This window comes from Synechococcus sp. RC10B2 (assembly GCF_047502635.1).
The window spans coordinates 1-16,844 of the sequence record NZ_JANSHO010000006.1 but is presented as its reverse complement, the minus strand read 5'-3'; the positions used below and the strand labels follow the sequence as shown (position 1 = coordinate 16,844).

Here is a 16,844-nt window from a genome sequence, read left to right as displayed (position 1 = left end):
TAACCTCTTTTCCGGCTTGGGTCGATAGAATGAGCGGCATAAAATGGACATGGCACCCCCACCTGGACTCTGCATTATGGATCACCCTACTTTTCTGGCCCAGCGCTACACGAAACTGTGCGAGGCTTATCTCTCGCTCAACGAAGCCTTCGCCAAATTAGATCACTCCCACAGCCGCCTGCAGAAGAGCTTCAGGAGGCTTCTGGTCACGGCCCGGAAAGCTTTGGATGAACTGCCTATCCTGCGGCAGGACGTCGAACAGTTACAACAGGGCGTCGAACAAAGGGATCGCTTGGTCCGTTCCCTGCGAGAAGAACTTCGGGAGAGAGAAGCTCGGCTGGGCGAGCTGATTGCCAACTATGACCAAGTCTGTCACGAGCTGGAGTCCACCAAAGCAGATCTGTTGAGCGCTCAGGCGTTGATTGAAAAACTGGAAGCAGAGAATGCCCAACTTTTGCAACAGTTGAGTCGCCTCACCAGTTTGGAGGAGGAATTGGCCAGCTTGACAGAACGGCTGAACCAAGCAGAGGCAGCCCGCCAAGCGTTGGAGGCCCGCAACCGTGAGCTGGAAGCAGCCCTGGGAGAGCGAGATCGGCAAGTGGATAGCCTGCAAGCGCGGCTGGCGCAATTGGAGCGAGAGAACGCCTCGCTGAAGGCGCAACTGTCGCAGGTGGCTGACCTGCTTACCGAGGACTCGATCAATCTCCTGCAAGAAACCGAGAATGCCGTCAAGGCCGATGAGGAGGTGCTGCCCCTGGTGCTGGCCTCGCTGCCAGAGACTGAGCGCCTTATGCAAGAGGCCGAGCAACTCCTCTCCTCTTGCTCAGAGCTGGTCCAAGTGAAACCACAAGCGGCTTGATCTGAGGGTTAGCCTTCCAGCCAGGGCTGACAACTGCACACCAGGTGACGATCCCCGTAGGCGTTGTCAATGCGGCTGACGCTGGGCCAGAACTTGCGCTCCTTGACCCACGGGAGGGGATAGGCGGCTAGGGAGCGAGGGTAGGGGCGATCCCAGTGGTCGGCAGCCACTACCTCGGCGGTGTGGGGGGCAAGTTTAAGGGGATTGCGCACGGGATCCATCTCGCCCCGCTCGATGGCAGCAATCTCCTGGCGAATGGCGATCATTGCCTCACAGAAGCGATCCAGCTCTTCTAGGGATTCGCTCTCGGTGGGCTCCACCATCATTGTCCCCGGCACCGGCCAGGAGATGGTGGGGGCGTGGAAGCCGTAGTCCATTAGCCGCTTGGCTACATCCTCCACCTCAATGCCGGCGCTTTTCTTGAGGGGGCGCAGGTCCAGGATGCACTCGTGGGCCACCCATCCCCCCGGCCCTTTGTAGAGCACCGGGTAGTAGGGATCCAGCCGCTTGGCGATGTAATTGGCATTGAGGAGGGCCACTTGGGTAGCTAGGGTAAGGCCGGCGGATCCCATGAGGCGGATGTAGGCCCAGGCAATGGGCAGGATGCTGGCACTGCCCCAGGGGGCGGCGCTGACCGGGCCGTTGCAGCCGGGCAAAAAGGGGTGGCCGGGCAAATGCGGCAGCAGATGACGGGCAACGGCAATGGGCCCCACCCCCGGCCCGCCGCCGCCGTGGGGGATGCAGAAGGTCTTGTGCAGGTTGAGGTGGCAGACATCGGCCCCCAGCTCCGCAGGGCGGCAGAGGCCCACCTGGGCGTTGAGGTTGGCCCCATCCATGTACACCTGCCCCCCGGCCTCGTGGATCATCTGGCAAATCTGGCGGATCCCTTCCTCAAACACCCCATGGGTGGAGGGGTAGGTAATCATCAGGGCAGCCAGGCGTTCCCGGTGCTGCTCCACCTTGGCCCGCAGGTCTTCGAGGTCGATGTTGCCGGCCCTGTCGCAGGCCACGCTCACCACCTGCATCCCCGCCATGACAGCGCTGGCGGGGTTGGTGCCATGGGCAGAGGTGGGGATCAGGCACACCTGCCGCTGGCTTTCCCCTCGCGCCTGGTGGTAGCGGCGAATGGCCAGCAAGCCGGCGTATTCCCCCTGAGATCCGGCGTTGGGCTGCAGGGAGACGCCGGCAAAGCCCGTGATCTCCGCCAGCATCTGCTCCAACTGGGCAAAGAGGGTTTGATAGCCGCGAGCTTGTTCCAGGGGCACAAAAGGATGGAGCTGGGCAAACTCCGGCCAGGTCATCGGCAGCATCTCGGCTGTGGCGTTCAGCTTCATGGTGCAGGAGCCCAAGGGGATCATGGAGTGGACAAGGGAGAGATCCCGGCTCTGCAGGCGGTGGATGTAGCGCAGCAGCTCCGTTTCCGAGTGGTGGCGGTTGAACACCGGATGGGTGAGGTAGGGAGTGGTGCGCAAGAGCTGGGGGGGCAGGCTTTGGTTGGCATCCAAACCCAGGCCCTCGACATCCCAGGCTGGCTCTTCAGAGCCGGCAAAGATCTGCCAGAGATCGCGCAGATCCTGAGCGGTGGTGGCCTCGTCCAAGCTAATCCCCAGGGTCATCTCGTCGATCCGGCGCAGGTTGATGCGCCGCTGGGCGGCCCGCTCTTGGATCTGCCCAACCTGGGCGGGGGACTCTGCCCTTACCCAAAACGTGTCGAAGAAATACTCTGGCCCCACCCTGTAGCCCAGCTGGCGAATCGCGGCCGCTAGGTGATGGGCCTGGCGGTGGATGCGTTCGGCGATTTGCCGCAGGCCTCGGGGGCCGTGATAGACGGCATACATGGAGGCCACCACGGCCAAGAGCACCTGGGCGGTGCAGATGTTGCTGGTGGCCTTGTCGCGGCGGATGTGCTGCTCCCGGGTTTGCAGAGCCAGGCGCAGGGCCGGCCTGCCCTGAGCATCCTGAGAGATCCCCACCAGGCGCCCCGGCAGCAGCCGTTTGTGGGCCTCGCGAGTGGCAAAGTAGGCGGCATGGGGGCCGCCGTAGCCCAGGGGCACCCCAAAGCGCTGGGTGGATCCCACCACGATGTCCGCCCCCCATTCTCCCGGCGGCTGCAGGAGAGTCAGGCTGAGCAAGTCGGCAGCTACGGCCACCACCATCCCCCTTTGGTGGGCCCGCTCCACCAGCTCGCGGTAATCCCGGATCTCTCCATAGGTGTTGGGATACTGCAAGAGCAATCCAAAGCCGTTCTCCAGCTCCAACTGCGAAGGATCGGCCACACGCACCTGGATCCCCAAGGGCTCTGCCCGCGTCTGCACGACGGCAATGGTCTGGGGATGGCAGCCGCGATCCACCCAAAAAACTGGGGATTGCTTGCCCGCTAAGGTGTAGGCCAGGCTCATCGCTTCGGCGGCGGCAGTGGCTTCGTCCAGCAGGGAGGCATTGGCGATCTCCATGCCTGTTAGATCGATCACCATCGTCTGGAAATTGAGCAGGGCCTCTAGCCGCCCCTGGGCGATCTCCGCCTGGTAGGGGGTGTACTGGGTGTACCAGCCGGGGTTCTCCAGAATGTTGCGCTGAATCACCGGCGGCGTCAGGCAGTTGGAATAGCCCATACCCAAAAAGGAGCGCCACACCTGGTTCTGGGCCGCCATCGCCCTCAGCTCCGCCAATACTTGTTGCTCGCTGCAGGGGGATCCCAGGCCCAGGGGTCGGCTGCTGCGGATGGCCGCCGGTACCGCCTTATCCACTAATTCCCGTAGAGAGCTCAGCCCTAAGGCGTGCAACATCTGACGGATTTGCTGGGCGTCCGGCCCGATGTGCCGCCAGAGGAAGAGTTCTCGCTGCTCTAGCAGCTCCAGCTCGGCATCGACGGCAGAGAGGGGTTGAGGCGTCTCCCGTCCAGAGGGGCTGAGGGGATGGAGGATGGTGGAGTCGGACATGGGGCAAAACAAAAGCGATGGAAAGTCGGTCAGCCGCCAAAAGGCTATTCCCCGATCATAGTTGTTAAAAATTGTTTCTGTCGGGATCCAAATTTGAATCTGGGTCTCGATTCGGGGGAGCGGGGATGAGACACTAAATGGTCGGAGAATGTTAGCGACCTATCCCCTGAGCGTTGTCATGACTGCTTTCAACTCTGTCTGGAGAGGTGGTGCTATGCGTCGGCTCCTGTCCGCCTTGGTGTCTATCCTGTTGCTGCTCTGTCTGTGCTTGGTCCCCTTGGGGATCCCGGCGGTGGCGGCGGAGCTGCCGCCGGTGAAACATCTTGACACTCCCATCGACGTGAACAACACCATCCTGCGCAACTACCGCCAGTTGCCCGGCTTCTATCCCACCCTGGCCCGCATCCTAGTAAAAAATGCTCCCTACAACAGCCTGGAGGACATGCTGCAGATCCCAGAATTGACGGAGCAACAGAAGGCCTTGATCAAGGCGAACGCGGAGAACTTCGTGTTTGGGGAGTACCAAGAGGGAGCCAACCAACTGGAAAACCGGATCAACCAGGGATACTACGGCTGATCCTGGCAGGGTCTGCAGGGGAGAAAGCTTTCTGCTTCTCTGCAGCTTTTATGAAGCCTGCGTCGACATACCCCCCATCCCTAAAGGGCGGGGATTCTTGTTCTTGGTTCCACGACAGCACTTACTAACTAGTGGCTAGTGGTTAGTAATTAGTGACGGGCCACTAACTTCTTCACCTACTTGTCACTACGCCAGATCTCCCCAAGCGTTCCCGAACCCCCCTCTGTCCCCTCGTACACGGGGGGATGAAAGGGGGGCCCAGTAGTTCCCCAATGGCCTTGGGAATTCCCCCGCTAGTTGTGAGACCCAAGGGGAGCTGCCCTCCTCAGTCTCTATCCCCCGTCGCCAGAGTACCCCGAAGGTTTTGATGGGCTTAAAATAGCCCATGGTGCTCATCGAGCCAAGTGGATGGAGCCAACTTCGAGAACATTTCCAACTGCTGTCTCGTCAGCCCAGGGAGATCCCCGCATCGCCGAGATCACGCAGCGGGGAGTGGCCGAGGTCTTCCCAGGGGGAGCGGCAGCCTTGGCGGAGCGCCTGGCCACCACCGATCGCCCCTTGCGGGTGAAGCTGGGCATCGATCCCACGCGGCCAGATCTGCACCTGGGCCATGCAGTGGTCTTGCGCAAGTTGCGCCAATTCCAGGATGCTGGCCATGTGGCCATCCTCCTCATCGGGGATTTTACAGCCCTGGTCGGGGATCCCACTGGCCAATCGGAGGCGCGTCCCCGTCTGACGCCGGCAGAAGTGGAGGAAAATGCCCGCACCTATCTGGAGCAGGCTGCCAAGATTTTGGACTTTGCCACCCCTGGCCGGCTGGAGGTGCGCCGCAACAGCGAGTGGCTGGCCCGCCTTACCTTGAGCGAGCTAATCGAGCTGCAGGCTCAGATGACGGTGGGGCAGATGTTGGCCAAAGAGGACTTTGCCCAGCGCTACCGCTCGGGGACGCCAATTTATCTCCACGAATTTCTCTACCCCCTCCTGCAGGGCTATGATTCGGTGGCCCTGGCAGCCGACGTGGAACTAGGGGGGACTGACCAGCGCTTTAACCTCCTGGTTGGCCGGGAGCTGCAACTGTGGAAGGGCCAAACCCCTCAATTTTGCCTGACGGTGCCCCTGTTGGAGGGCTTAGATGGCTACCAGAAAATGTCCAAGTCCAAAAACAACTACGTGGGCCTGACCGAGGATCCCCTCACCATGTACTCCAAGCTAGAGAAGGTGCCGGATCAGCTGGTGGAGCGCTACTTTGAGCTGCTCACCTCGGTGCCCCCCTCGGAGCTGCCGGCGGATCCCCGCCAGCGCCAGATCCTCTTGGCCAAGACCCTCGTGGCCCAATTTCACTCTTCTGAAGCCGCAGAAGAGGCGCAGCGCACCGCCCAAGCGCTGGTGTTACAAGGCAATCTCGTTGAAACGGGATCCATCCCCACTTTTGCCATCCAGTGCTTGTCTTACCCGGTAAAACTGAGCTACATCCTGCGCGAATCCGGCCTCTGCAAGAGCGCTGCCGAGGCCCGTCGGCAAATCCAAGGGGGCGCCGTGCGGCTGGACGGGCAAAAGGTGGAGGATCCCGACCTGGAGTTTGCCCAAGCCTCTGAGCTGGACGGGCGGGTTTTGCAGGTGGGCAAGAAGGCCTTCTGCCGCTTGGTGGTCGGCACAAACTAGTCAGCTTTGGTTTTCTCCCCTCACCCCCAACCCCTCTATGAGGGGAGCTCGATGGTTCCACAACTATTCAACAGGTGGGGATGGGCTTAAAGCCGAGCCCGGCTTTCTTCTGCTTGGTCTTGGCTGAGGGGTTAAACAGCGGCGAAGCTAACACGGGCTCTGGCCGGGGCCGGATCGATCTTGCCTCCGCCACAGCTTCGGCGAGCTTTTGCCGCACCAGCTCTTGGGTCTCCAAAATATTGGGATCCGCCGCCCATTCCGGGGCTTCTTTGACCGGATCGTCTTCGGAAGTGAATTCCAAATCGTAAACCTCGTTGCGGTAAGTGGGGCTGAAGCACTCCCAGGCGCGCAGGCTGTAGAAGTAGGGGAATAGCCGCACCATGCGCTCGATATCCAAGTGTTCGGCAAAGCGCCGAAAGGCTTCTTCTTCGGAAACCGGAAAAGGCGCATAATGCTCGGAAACAAACCACTGCAAAAACTTTCGCGCCTCCGGAACGATCTGCTCTGGGGCCATGGATCCCAGCGCTGCCGCGTTGAAGCAGTTGACCAAAAGGTGCTCCAGCAGCACAGCGTTGTACTCGGCAAAGCAGGTTTGCTCGCGGCTTTCTACCGGCTGCCAAGGCATCTTGCCGTTGGCGGCAATGAACAAGTGAACCAGGTCATGCGAGGGATTGGTTTGGATGGAGCCGTGCCCCTCCAGCTTGGCCCCGTCACAGCTAAAGATCTGGTACTGAGGGCTCCAGTAGAACTTCAGTTGCTTGGCCGCCATGTTTGACCGTCCTCCTCACCCAGAGGGATCCCTATTAGAGCTTACACCTGTGGACGGGTTCCCATGCACCTCAGGCGGCGTCTGCCCGCCTTCGGGAGAGGAGATGGGGGCAAAACTGGACTGCCAAGCTTTTTCTAGGCTGGCCGGCAAGCCTCTTGAAGCTCCCCAACCCCACGGGCCATGCTTCTAAAGCCAAAGTTAAACAAGGACGCTTATTTTAAAAAAACTGTCACCTCTGAAAGCCATCGCCTGAGGATCGACAAGTTTTTAGTATCTTTTTTTACTTGCAAGTGTTTCTTTCTACGATACTCTTTCGGCTCTCCCTATGGTAGCGTTACATCGCGATTTTGCCTTTTCTCTCGACCTTGTCTGTGCTTCCAGTCAATTCCCGCCAGGTCTTGACAATGCGACTTAACAGACCAGAAAACCGAGAAACTAGCTGGGTGATTGCCCTGATCCTGCTAGGGATCTCTATAGCCGGCTGTGGCTCTTCCAGTAGCACGGGGATCGACCCTGCTTCTTTGGGATCCCCAACTCGCCTGACTTTCAATGGGGCTCTGACGCGCAATTTCAGCGGCACCCAGGGGGAGATGGAGTTCAACATTGCCCTTTTGCAAAGATCCGCCTCAGCCGGTCACCCAGCTTTCCCCTGCCCAGGTCAGCCTACAGGTTAACCGGGTAACCGATCTGCAGGGCATCCCGCAGTCAGCCACAGTAACCCTGAGCCCCACTCGCATCGAGAATCCTCGAGCGGAGCTGGCCCGTCAGCCTTTGCTGATGGCCATTCTCATGGACGGCTCCGGCAGCCTGCTGGTTTTGGATCCCCAGTCCCGGCGCTTCTTGGCTGTTTTTGGGCTTTTGGATCAATTTCGCGCCACACCCCTGGATCTGGGGGCGGTGCTCCGCTTCGATAATCGAGGAGCTGGTTTTGGCGCTACCGCTCTCGGCCAGCCCTTGCGCACGGCCCAACTGCTGCAAGACTTCACCAGCGACAAGCAACTGCTGAGGCGGGGGGTACTGCGGGCAAATCCTGGTGGGAACACTGCCCTTTATGATGCCACGGTGGAAGCCGCGCGTTTCTTAAGCGACTTTCGCCCCAATGAGCCCTTCAACCGGCGCCTGGTGGTGTTCACCGACGGCATCGATAACGAGAGCACCCGCTCCATTGAGCAGACCACTCGGGAGCTCACAACGCTGGCCCGAGAGCGGGGGCAGAAGCTAACTGTGTATGTGGTCGGGCTGGGCGTTGACTTAAACCTCTTGGAGCTCCAGCGGCTGGCGGCGGCCACAGAAGGCACTTTTGTGTTGGCGCGGTTTGCCGAAGCTTTGGAAGCTCCCTTTGCCAATTTATTCCCTGCTGCGATTGGGGAGCACCGCCTACAGGTGCGGGCACAGGGCAATCTTCCTCTGCCGGTTGGTTTTTATCTTCTCAGCGGCGAGCTGAGGGTTGAGCGAGACGGGATCCGCTTGGTAACACCCTTCAACGACGCCGTTCTCGCCGTGGGATCCCCCTAGGGCCATTCTGCAGGCCGACAACATTCGCAATCAAGAGCGAGGCATAAGCATATGTTGCGACGACTGGGCATATCCAGAAGATTTTGGCGACCGGCTGCCCTTGGCCTGGCTGCCGCGCTTACAGGCTACTTAACTGTTTTTCTGAAAGGTTGTGGTAGTAGCGGCCCCAGCAATCCTTCTGGGGCGGGGCTGCCGACAAGGGATCCCGCTGCAGGCTCTGCGGCTGCCATCCTGGGGTTGGTCGTTGATCCCTTTGCTCAGCTTTGTGGCCCGGGATCCACGGCTGCCCTTTGTGCAGGCGGGCCGATCTTTTCAGTGGGCAACCCCGTTCAGCTAGTCGGCTTAAGCTCCCGCGGAGATATTCTGTCTCCCCCCTTAGCCACTGCCACCCTGGATAGCAACTTGCGGTTTACGATCCCCTTTTCCGGCTTAATTACGCAGCCGCCGGGGAAATTGGTTTCGGTGCAATCGAACCTCGTCAGGCAGGGACAGCAGGTCGGCCAATCGACACCGCTGCGGGGATTTGTTTTCAGCGCAGCCGTCGATGTTTCTCCTTGGAGCGAGGCTCTCTATCGCATCTTGTTACGGCAACGGGAGCGAGTGCCTTTTTCGAACTTAGCCCCCCCCTGAGCTTAGGGATTTGGAGAACATTTTGTTTGTCAGCGTACCTCTTTCCAGGACAGCCCGCAACCTAGAGGAAATTATTGCCGATATCATCCAGCAAGCGGATCGGCTGAGCTTTAATGAACTGCGGTTTGTCGAGGATCTGATTCGAGTTTGCTATGCCCCGGAAGGCAACCAATCCGATCAACCCTGTCGGCTGCGGATCCCGATACTGACCCTGCCGCCACTGCCCCCTGAGCCGCCGGCAACTTGGCCACCGGCTTCTCCTCTGGTTCCCATAACTCCTTCGCCAGCAGCAACACCTTCTCCCGAGGCTCCTGCCCTTCCCATCGTCATCACCAATAGGGCTTTAGTTCGTCTGTCGTCTGGAACTTTAGTATTTAGCAATCCAGTCACGGTGAGAGTGGACAATTTGTAGCTGTCTCGTTTGGAATCGAGTTCTGTTTTTTCTTTTCTGAGGACATTTCTTGAAAAAGCGAGGAGTGTTAGATGTTGGCCTCAAGACTTTCTACGCCCAACTTTAAGCAATCTGCTGGGCTATTCCGAATTCTCAGCCGCACTCTGGGATCCGTTTCCACAGCTTTGCTCGTTCTTCTTTTGAGGGCGGAGAGTGCCAATCCTGCCACATCGGGCAATATACCTCTGCAACATACTGTTCAAGATGAGCTGGTCTTTATCGACCCAGCTTTGCCCGATCTATCGATCTTGCTAGCAGGGATCCGACCTGGAACAGAAGTTATTCTTTTGGATCCTAACAAAGACGGGATCCAGCAGATCGCCGAGGTGCTGCGAGGTCGAAAAGGGGTTAGAGCCTTACACATCCTATCTCATGGCTAATCCGGCTCAATACAGTTGGGCAAAAGCATTCTCAACCTAGAAAACCTATCAGAATATGCAAGCTTGCTCTCGCAGTGGAAATCTAGCCTGACCGACGATGCAGAGATCTTGATCTACGGTTGCGAAGTGGCATCCGGTTCAGAGGGTCGTCTTTTCATCAAGGAGCTAGCCCATCTAACAGGAGCTGACATTGCCGCTTCTACCAACCTTACAGGTTATGCTGGATACAACGCAGATTGGATTCTAGAGGCTACGACCGGCTCTGTTGCCACTCCCACAATTTTTGTCGAAGGATCAGTAGAGCATCGTTACCGCCATACCTTACAGGTTGGCGCCACGCCCACCCTGGATGCTAACTTTGTTTTAACAAACATCCAAGTAGGCACTAACAAGCTTTCTCTCATTGGTGTAACCGAGCAAGTTGTTTTAAGAAGAGTCAACAACCCACAGGCATCAGGAACTTGCAACATTGTCTGGGTTGTTCATCCTGACACTCCTGGCAGTCTTGGAATTACAGCTATGGAGCAGGCTCTCTTAATCGATCCTATAAATCCGGTTATCAAGGCAGGGACAGATAATATTTTTACAAACCTCGACTCTGGCACTCGTAATATCAATAACATAGAAAGAGTTGACTTTATTACTCCAAGCGGCATAACTGCTCCCAGTGCCAATCTAAATAAAATCGGGTTTCTCCTTTTGGATAGAGGCGGCAATGACTCTTTTAAGATAGCCGCTATCACTAGTCTTGACCCTAACCCTGTAAATTATACTTACGGATCAGTTGTTGCGGTTGGAGCAGGTACTTGGTCACAGGGAACGACGCTTGTTCGAACAAATGTGCATAACGATCTGTGTGAAAGCGAGCCCCTAGATACGAATATTACGTCCAAAGTATTCAATCAAAAGCTATCGGGCGTTTTTGTAAGCTTCCAAGATCTAGGTATATCGCCTAATCAAACATTCTACGGATACTCGGTGGTTGGCAATGATGTAACCGGCTCAATTCAAAACTTCAACACCTTCCCAAAGAATACGAATCAAACCAACGGCGGCTGGGACATGACGGCAGGAGGGGGAATTGTGGCTTACAACCCTCTTGCCAATGACGACACTGCAACCACTTCCCAAAATACACCGGTCACCATCACGATTCTGTCTAATGATGTAGGGTATGTCTCTAGCTTGGATCCGAGTACCATTGACCTAGATCCGACCACTCCTGATCCGGAAACTACTCTGACAGTTTCCGGAGAAGGCACATATGTCGTCAACCTAGCTACTGGGGAAGTCACTTTTACGCCGGAGCCTAGCTTCATAGGTACCACTACCCCGATTAAGTACACCGTAAAAGACGCAAACAATCTAATTTCCAACGAAGCCACCATTACCGTCACAGTTACTCCAGCATCAACCCCGACACCGACACCGACGCCAACGCCAACCCCAACGCCAACGCCAACACCGACGCCAACGCCGACACCAATGCCAACCCCAACACCAGCACCCCGAGAAGAAGGGATCCGACTGGTGAAGCGGATCAGCGCCGTCAACGGCCTTCCTATCCGCGAGTTCTTCGACGAGCCCACGGATCCCAACGACAACCCAGGGATCCCTTGGCCGGGCGGGGCAGCCACCTTCCTGCAAGGCGCCATCAACCAGCCGGTACGTCCCGGAGCGCGGCTGCAGTTTGCGATTTACTTCCTGCTGGATTCGCCCGGCTCGAGGCTGACGGTGTGTGATCCCCTCGCCCCCGGTCTTGGCTATGTGCCGGGCAGCTTGTCTGTGACGCCGGCAGGTGGCTCTCCAGTGGCTCTGAGCGATGCGGTTGATGGGGATGCGGGAGCTTTTATCCCGCCGGGGCAAGCGGTGCCGCCGGCCTGTGGGGGCATCACCAACCCCAACGGCCTGGTGGTGGTCAATGTGGGGCAAGCCGGCAGTGCCGGGGCCATCCGCTTCGAGGCTGTCGTTCCCAGATAGAGGTAGCCATGACCTTGCAGCTTGACTGCTGAAGGCGACTTCACCCCCCTCTTTCGCAGCAACGCTTGCCGCCAGCAACGCTAGAATGCCAGGCTGAGAGCAAAAGCAGTGTCGGCAACGGGTGAAGACATGACACAGCGTGCCCAGCAGGGATCCGCAGTTGGCAGCAATCGGTGGGAGTGGGGAAGAAGATCACTCCGGCTGGTCTTAGCGGCTGTGTTGCTTTGGACGATTTGGCTGGGTGGGATCCCGGCCCTGGCGCTGCCGCAAGGGGATGCCATTACGGATCCGCGAACCCTCTTGCGGCGGGCGCTGCCCATCCAAGACAGTCGGATCTGGGAAATTGACGAGGCCATCACCAAAATCGAGGCCGACCTGAAGTACAACCGCTGGTCGGCGGTGCGGGGGGATGTGCGCCAGGTGGAGCGGCTCCTGGATCGCTATGCGGATCCCCTGCTGGCGGAGTTGCCCCCCGAGCAGGCTGCCGCCGCCTCTGAAGCAATAGCCGCCCTACGCCAGGAGTTGCAGCTCATCAGCCAGGCCACGGAGCGCAAATCCAAGGGCAAGGAGGAAGCCCGCGCCGCCTACGACCGCCTCATAGACGACTTGGGATCCCTGGAGAACAACTGGGTGGGGGCCTTCCCCTACGAGGTACCTGATGAGTACGCCGACAAGCCGCAGCTCCTGGGCCGGGCAGAAGTGGAGCTGAACACCACCGCCGGGCGCATGGTGATCACCCTGGATGGCTATAGTGCTCCAATAACTGCTGGCAACTTTGCTGACCTAGTGCAGCGGGGCTTCTACGATGGCCTGACCTTTGACCGAGTGGAGAAATTCTTCCTAGTGCAAGCTGGAGATCCCCCTGGCCCTGCCGACGGCTATGTGGATCCGGCCACCGGCAGAGTCCGCACCATCCCCATGGAGATCCGGGTCAAGGGTGAGGTAATGCCCCGCTACGGCCAAACCTTCGATCAACTGGGCCTGTGGGATGTGGAGCCGGCCCTGCCCTTTGCTGCCGAAGGGACGGTGGCCATGGCCCGCTATCCCGAGGATCCCAACAGCGCCTCTTCTCAGTTCTTTATCTTTATGGCCGAGCCGGATCTCACTCCCGCCGGCCTCAACCTCATGGATGGCCGCTACGCCGTGTTCGGCTATGTTACCGAGGGCACCGAGGTGCTGCGCAAGATCAAGCTGGGGGATCAGATCCTGAGCGCCCGGCTGATCTCAGGCCAAGAAAATCTCAGGAATGGGGCGTAGGGATTTTGCATCACTATCTCCTACCTTTGCCCTTTTGAGTGGCTAGAAGGCGCGGCTGAGGGCAGTTCCCGGGCCCTGAAACGCCAGCCAAGAGATCAGAAAGTTGGTAACAAACACCCCCAGCAACGCCGTCACCACAGCATCGGTGGTGGAGCGCCCCACCCCCTTGGCGCCCCCGCTGGTGGAAAGGCCCCAGTTGGAGCCGACAATGGCGATCAGAGACCCAAACACCATCGCCTTCAAACAACAGACGATCAAGTCCCAAGGGGCCAGGAGATTCTGAGCCGAGGTGAGAAACACCGTGGAAGGAATGTTGTAAACCGACGCGCAGATGATCATCCCCCCCACCAACCCCGTCAACAGGGAGAGGATGGTGAGCACCGGCAGCATCAGCCCCGCGGCCACTACCCGTGGGATCACCAGATAGTCCACCGGATCGGTGCGCAACAGGTAAAGGGCGTCGATCTGCTCCGTGACTTTCATGGTGCCCAGCTCGGCGGCAAAGGCGGATCCCACCCGTCCAGCCAGGATCACCGCCGTCACCACCGGCGTCAGCTCGCGGGCCAGGGCAATGGCCAAAACCCCGCCGATGAGGGAAGAAGCTCCAAAGTTGATGAACTCGCGCGCCAACTGAATCGTGAAAACGCCGCTGATCACCACCGCTGTGATCAAAACAATCAGCAGCGACTCCAGCCCCACCGCTGCCAGTTGCTCCAGCGTGTTGCGACGGTGAATGCGGCCCCGCAGCAGGTGCAAGGTCACCTGCCCGGCCAGGAGAAAACTGCTGCCCACCCGTTGGAACCAGTTCATGATCTCTCAAGAGGCCGATACGGCTGACGGCTCCGCCTCAGGTTCTGCCGGAAGCTGGAAGCTGGGGACAAACGAGGCCCGCGTCAAGGGTTGGTCGATCATCAGCCCTTCCCCCCCCAATACCTCGAGGGCACGCCCCTCGACGGAGATCCACACCCGCGCGCCGGGGTTCTGGCTGGTGGCCGTGTAGAGCACCTGCGCGATCCGGCTCATCATCGCCGTGGATCCCCCCCCTTGCGTGAATTCAGAAGAGAAATTGAGGAAAATATCGTTGCCTTCCACCCGCACATCCAGCAGCCGTGTCTGGGGAGGGATGGCGGTGGTGAGGTGGGGATCCCGGGGCCCGGCGATCAGCTCTTCCAAAGCCACACGGATGGCCTCTTGGGCGTCGAAGGCGCGCACGGAGCGCTCCTGCTGCACGTAGTAGATCGAGTTGTTAGCCGTGGTCAGCCAGTACAAAGAAAGGGTTTGCCGCGGCCCAATGCTGTACCACCAGGCTCCCCCCATCACCCCCACCCCCAGCAAAAAGCCCAGGATCCCCAGGGGCAGGGCCTGGTCGCGCCGTGGGCGGGAACGTCGCCCCCCCAATTTGCCAGAGCCAAGCTGTGCGGTACGCCCTCCGTAGTGATCCATCGCTGCCATTCCCCTGTCTTGCTTAGCTCTAGGGTAGCGAAGAAAGGCCCACCCTGCCGGGGATCCCCAAACCGGCACAGGCGCAAGCCAGCTTGAACTGGCTTCACGCTGGCCACAGCCATTCGCGACAACCAAGAGGCGGCGCGGCTGCTCTCCCGCCTGGACGAGGCCCGCATCGAGAAGCTCCTGGCAGAAGACGACCCTATCGACGAGAAGATTTAGCCCCAATGGGCGGGGATCCCTGCTAGGGAAGGGCGGCTCGCCGGGATCCCATCAGGGTCTCCAAGCTCTCGACCCGCACAAAGCCGATCACCTGCACCTGATCAGACCCTATCTCCAGGCTGAGCACCCGCACCAGGAGCCCCAGATCTTCTAGCTCTTGCAGATCAAACACCTCGTTAAGGCCGCCCAAAAACGCTGCCGAGATCTCATCGGGAACCCGCACAGAGCCGATGACAAACTCCGGATCCTGAAGCTGCAAGCGGCGCCCCTCCTCCACCTGGATCCCGGCGTTGAACACTACATCAACTGCTCGCGTCAGCGGGACGGAGTCTTTTTGCTCGCTGCCGCCTTCCTGCTCCACCAAGAGGGCAGAAAGTCGAAGGCGGTCAGGAGCCAAAAACTCGACCCGGGGTTTGCGCAGATCGAAGCGGCGGGGTTCGTCCCTAAGCCCGCCAAAGGGCAGATCTGCTCGGATATCCTGAAACTGTCTCAGCACCTCTGGCGAGTTGAGGGCAGCATTCAAGTCTTCTTCCCGCACCACCACCCGCACCGCCGCCTGCAGAGGACGCTCCAGCCGCAGAGGAGCCCCGCGGAAAAAAGAGGGGTCAATGGCCACCGGATCTGTTTCCAGCTCCAGCAGCTCTATGCGCGGAAACGGAGCCCTGTACAGCCCCCGCCCGGCAACCAACAACCGATCCGCCTGGCCGCTCAAAAAACGATAGTTAGGGCGGCTTTGGATGCGCACCTCCAAAACCTCTACCCCATCGAGCTGAGCGAGCAAAAGCTGCCGAGCCGCCTGATCTGCCAGGTAGCCTGCCCCTCCTCCCAAGCCCGCCAGCAACCCCACCAAAGCCGCCAGGATCTCCATATTTGCCGCTGTCACGTCTCCCCCACTCAGGTTAGCAGGGGGATCCCTGGCCCTCGTCAGGGATGCCGGCTAACGCAACACCTTAAGGGGACTAGCCTCAATAGGGCGATTTCCCAGGAAAGTTTTGGCAATTTTCAGGCCGTCCGCCATCACCGGCCGGTTGAGGGTTGGGTCATGGACAAATTTGACGCCGGAAGCCACCGTTGGGCGCCCCTCGCCCCAGGTATCCACAACTTTCAGAGTGGCAGCAGCAACCGGACGGCCATCGGCAAAGTAATCCACTACCTTCAGGGTGGAAGCTCCCACCGGGCGGTTGTCGATCTCGATCTTGCTGAACTTGACAGGGCTAGGAAACACCGGCGGGCCGGACCTCTCTCCTGACCCTAGAGCAGCCGGCAGGATCGGGTCGGCAGGCCGAGGAGCCAAGTTCAGACCGTTTCCTTGTCCCGTAGAGGTTTCTTGCTCCGGCAGCGGGCTGGAAAGACCACTAGGAACGGCCATAGCAATCTCCTAAGTTACAGAGGGAGCTGAAGGGAAAGGGGAGAAGAAACGACGGAATAAAACCGCCAAGCTGGGCGTCTTTAGGATCCCCGCAACCTCAGACCAGATTCTAAAAATATTCTAAACCATCGTTGGGCCTACGATCGGCTGCTCACACTCTGGCTTTATCCGTCAACTGCCGCTGAGGCACTCAGCGACGCTACACCTTCCCCGGTGCCATTGAGTCCGTATACACATTTGTAAACACTGTGTTACCCTTTGAAAGGACTTATCGGCAACTGAGGAGTGTTCGAGTAGCTGTGGTGAGTCAGCCAACTGTGGCTACGGATGACGCAGGCCAAGGGTGGAAAAAGCTTTTGGCGCGCTGGCGCGGCGACCTTATGGGCGGCTTGACCACAGCAGTGGTGGCTTTGCCGCTAGCGCTTGCCTTTGCCATTGCCAGCGGCGTTGATCCTAAAGCGGGGCTTTACACAGCAATTGTAGCTGGATTTAACACTCCCACCGCCTGAAGGCGGGGGATTCTTACGCAGTCCACAAAAGAACCCGTAACGGCGTTGTCAAAGCGCCTCTAGACAGTTCCTTCACGCAAAGCCCCAAGGTTCTGCTGACTTTCTTAAGCAGGTTGGCGGCAGCATTTGCCTCAGCGTTGACCAACCACCCCTTTGCCGTTTGGTACAGGCCCCGCTTGACACGCTTTCCAGAGGGTTTCCACCCGTCGGGTTTTTCACCATAAATTAGGTACAGCCTTTTAATTTAAAATAGGGTACAGGTATTCAAGAGGAAGGAGAGAA

At 58.8% G+C, this 16,844-nt stretch carries 15 protein-coding genes and 2 pseudogenes; 11 read left to right on the top strand and 6 right to left on the bottom strand.

Translation table 11 applies throughout. The annotated features are described in order from the left end of the window. The first annotated feature begins 76 nt into the window (after positions 1 to 76). Positions 77 to 859 (top strand): hypothetical protein, encoded by a 783-nt coding sequence (locus tag NW855_RS00600; protein ID WP_099834815.1) that lies wholly within the window; start codon positions 77 to 79, stop codon positions 857 to 859. 8 nt (positions 860 to 867) lie between these two features. Here NW855_RS00600 and gcvP read toward each other — a convergent pair whose 3' ends face one another. Then, complete coding sequence (gcvP, locus tag NW855_RS00595; protein WP_011430912.1) at positions 868 to 3,798, bottom strand: aminomethyl-transferring glycine dehydrogenase; 2,931 nt, start codon at positions 3,796 to 3,798, stop codon at positions 868 to 870. Between the two features lie 214 nt (positions 3,799 to 4,012). Between gcvP and psbU the strand changes: the two genes are divergently transcribed. Next, a complete protein-coding gene (gene psbU, locus NW855_RS00590; protein WP_041438474.1) occupies positions 4,013 to 4,375 on the top strand; it encodes a photosystem II complex extrinsic protein PsbU in 363 nt (120 codons plus the stop codon). A gap of 408 nt (positions 4,376 to 4,783) precedes the next feature. Further along, complete coding sequence (gene tyrS / locus NW855_RS00585; protein WP_099812990.1) at positions 4,784 to 6,037, top strand: tyrosine--tRNA ligase; 1,254 nt, start codon at positions 4,784 to 4,786, stop codon at positions 6,035 to 6,037. A 67-nt stretch (positions 6,038 to 6,104) separates the two neighbouring features. Here the strand turns inward: tyrS and NW855_RS00580 are convergent, their stop codons facing one another. Next, the gene (locus NW855_RS00580) at positions 6,105 to 6,806 is read right to left on the bottom strand and encodes a hypothetical protein (protein WP_011430909.1); all 702 of its coding nucleotides are present in this window, start codon (positions 6,804 to 6,806) and stop codon (positions 6,105 to 6,107) included. A 603-nt stretch (positions 6,807 to 7,409) separates the two neighbouring features. Here NW855_RS00580 and NW855_RS00575 point away from each other — a divergent pair. The 7 genes and pseudogenes from NW855_RS00575 (at position 7,410) to NW855_RS00545 (ending at position 13,019) form a co-directional block, all read left to right on the top strand. Next, complete coding sequence (locus NW855_RS00575) at positions 7,410 to 8,321, top strand: vWA domain-containing protein (RefSeq protein ID WP_414402405.1); 912 nt, start codon at positions 7,410 to 7,412, stop codon at positions 8,319 to 8,321. Positions 8,322 to 8,472: 151 nt separating this feature from the next. Further along, complete coding sequence (locus tag NW855_RS00570; RefSeq protein WP_414402406.1) at positions 8,473 to 8,658, top strand: hypothetical protein; 186 nt, start codon at positions 8,473 to 8,475, stop codon at positions 8,656 to 8,658. A 65-nt stretch (positions 8,659 to 8,723) separates the two neighbouring features. Further along, positions 8,724 to 8,951, top strand: coding sequence for a hypothetical protein (locus NW855_RS00565; protein ID WP_414508247.1), 228 nt, complete (start codon positions 8,724 to 8,726; stop codon positions 8,949 to 8,951). Positions 8,952 to 8,961: 10 nt separating this feature from the next. Continuing rightward, positions 8,962 to 9,363 carry a hypothetical protein gene (locus NW855_RS00560; protein ID WP_414402407.1) on the top strand — a complete coding sequence of 134 codons (402 nt, stop codon included), beginning with the start codon at positions 8,962 to 8,964 and terminating at the stop codon, positions 9,361 to 9,363. A 71-nt stretch (positions 9,364 to 9,434) separates the two neighbouring features. Then, a pseudogene (locus NW855_RS00555) lies at positions 9,435 to 10,094 on the top strand (DUF4347 domain-containing protein); the annotation flags it as partial. Between the two features lie 207 nt (positions 10,095 to 10,301). Next, positions 10,302 to 11,762, top strand: a complete 1,461-nt coding sequence (locus tag NW855_RS00550; protein ID WP_414508267.1) for an Ig-like domain-containing protein — start codon at positions 10,302 to 10,304, stop codon at positions 11,760 to 11,762. Positions 11,763 to 11,891: 129 nt separating this feature from the next. Then, positions 11,892 to 13,019, top strand: coding sequence for a peptidylprolyl isomerase (locus NW855_RS00545; protein ID WP_414391071.1), 1,128 nt, complete (start codon positions 11,892 to 11,894; stop codon positions 13,017 to 13,019). Between the two features lie 42 nt (positions 13,020 to 13,061). On the opposite strand, the gene NW855_RS00540 is transcribed toward NW855_RS00545, so the two are convergent. The 4 genes from NW855_RS00540 to NW855_RS00525 all read right to left on the bottom strand — a co-directional run bounded on the left by NW855_RS00540 (position 13,062) and on the right by NW855_RS00525 (position 16,053). Then, a complete protein-coding gene (locus NW855_RS00540) occupies positions 13,062 to 13,829 on the bottom strand; it encodes an MlaE family lipid ABC transporter permease subunit (RefSeq protein WP_011430901.1) in 768 nt (255 codons plus the stop codon). Between the two features lie 6 nt (positions 13,830 to 13,835). Then, entirely contained in the window at positions 13,836 to 14,462 is a 627-nt protein-coding gene (locus NW855_RS00535) for a GerMN domain-containing protein (RefSeq protein WP_099813000.1), read from the bottom strand. A gap of 244 nt (positions 14,463 to 14,706) precedes the next feature. After that, positions 14,707 to 15,567 (bottom strand): DUF2993 domain-containing protein, encoded by an 861-nt coding sequence (locus NW855_RS00530; RefSeq protein WP_228375271.1) that lies wholly within the window; start codon positions 15,565 to 15,567, stop codon positions 14,707 to 14,709. 54 nt (positions 15,568 to 15,621) lie between these two features. After that, positions 15,622 to 16,053 (bottom strand): hypothetical protein, encoded by a 432-nt coding sequence (locus NW855_RS00525; RefSeq protein WP_011430898.1) that lies wholly within the window; start codon positions 16,051 to 16,053, stop codon positions 15,622 to 15,624. A 380-nt stretch (positions 16,054 to 16,433) separates the two neighbouring features. On the opposite strand from NW855_RS00525, the pseudogene NW855_RS00520 reads away from it, so the two are divergent. Continuing rightward, positions 16,434 to 16,544: pseudogene (locus tag NW855_RS00520) on the top strand (SulP family inorganic anion transporter); the annotation flags it as partial. Positions 16,545 to 16,844 lie beyond the last annotated feature (300 nt).

Excerpts from the sequence above, each read along its gene's own strand:
- NW855_RS00600 (WP_099834815.1), top strand. The coding sequence starts at position 77 with ATGGATCACCCTACTTTTCTGGCCCAGCGCTACACGAAACTGTGCGAG.
- gcvP (WP_011430912.1), bottom strand. The coding sequence starts at position 3,798 with ATGTCCGACTCCACCATCCTCCATCCCCTCAGCCCCTCTGGACGGGAG.
- psbU (WP_041438474.1), top strand. The coding sequence starts at position 4,013 with ATGCGTCGGCTCCTGTCCGCCTTGGTGTCTATCCTGTTGCTGCTCTGT.
- tyrS (WP_099812990.1), top strand. The coding sequence starts at position 4,784 with ATGGAGCCAACTTCGAGAACATTTCCAACTGCTGTCTCGTCAGCCCAG.
- NW855_RS00580 (WP_011430909.1), bottom strand. The coding sequence starts at position 6,806 with ATGGCGGCCAAGCAACTGAAGTTCTACTGGAGCCCTCAGTACCAGATC.
- NW855_RS00550 (WP_414508267.1), top strand. The coding sequence starts at position 10,302 with ATGGAGCAGGCTCTCTTAATCGATCCTATAAATCCGGTTATCAAGGCA.
- NW855_RS00545 (WP_414391071.1), top strand. The coding sequence starts at position 11,892 with ATGACACAGCGTGCCCAGCAGGGATCCGCAGTTGGCAGCAATCGGTGG.
- NW855_RS00540 (WP_011430901.1), bottom strand. The coding sequence starts at position 13,829 with ATGAACTGGTTCCAACGGGTGGGCAGCAGTTTTCTCCTGGCCGGGCAG.
- NW855_RS00535 (WP_099813000.1), bottom strand. The coding sequence starts at position 14,462 with ATGGATCACTACGGAGGGCGTACCGCACAGCTTGGCTCTGGCAAATTG.
- NW855_RS00525 (WP_011430898.1), bottom strand. The coding sequence starts at position 16,053 with ATGGCCGTTCCTAGTGGTCTTTCCAGCCCGCTGCCGGAGCAAGAAACC.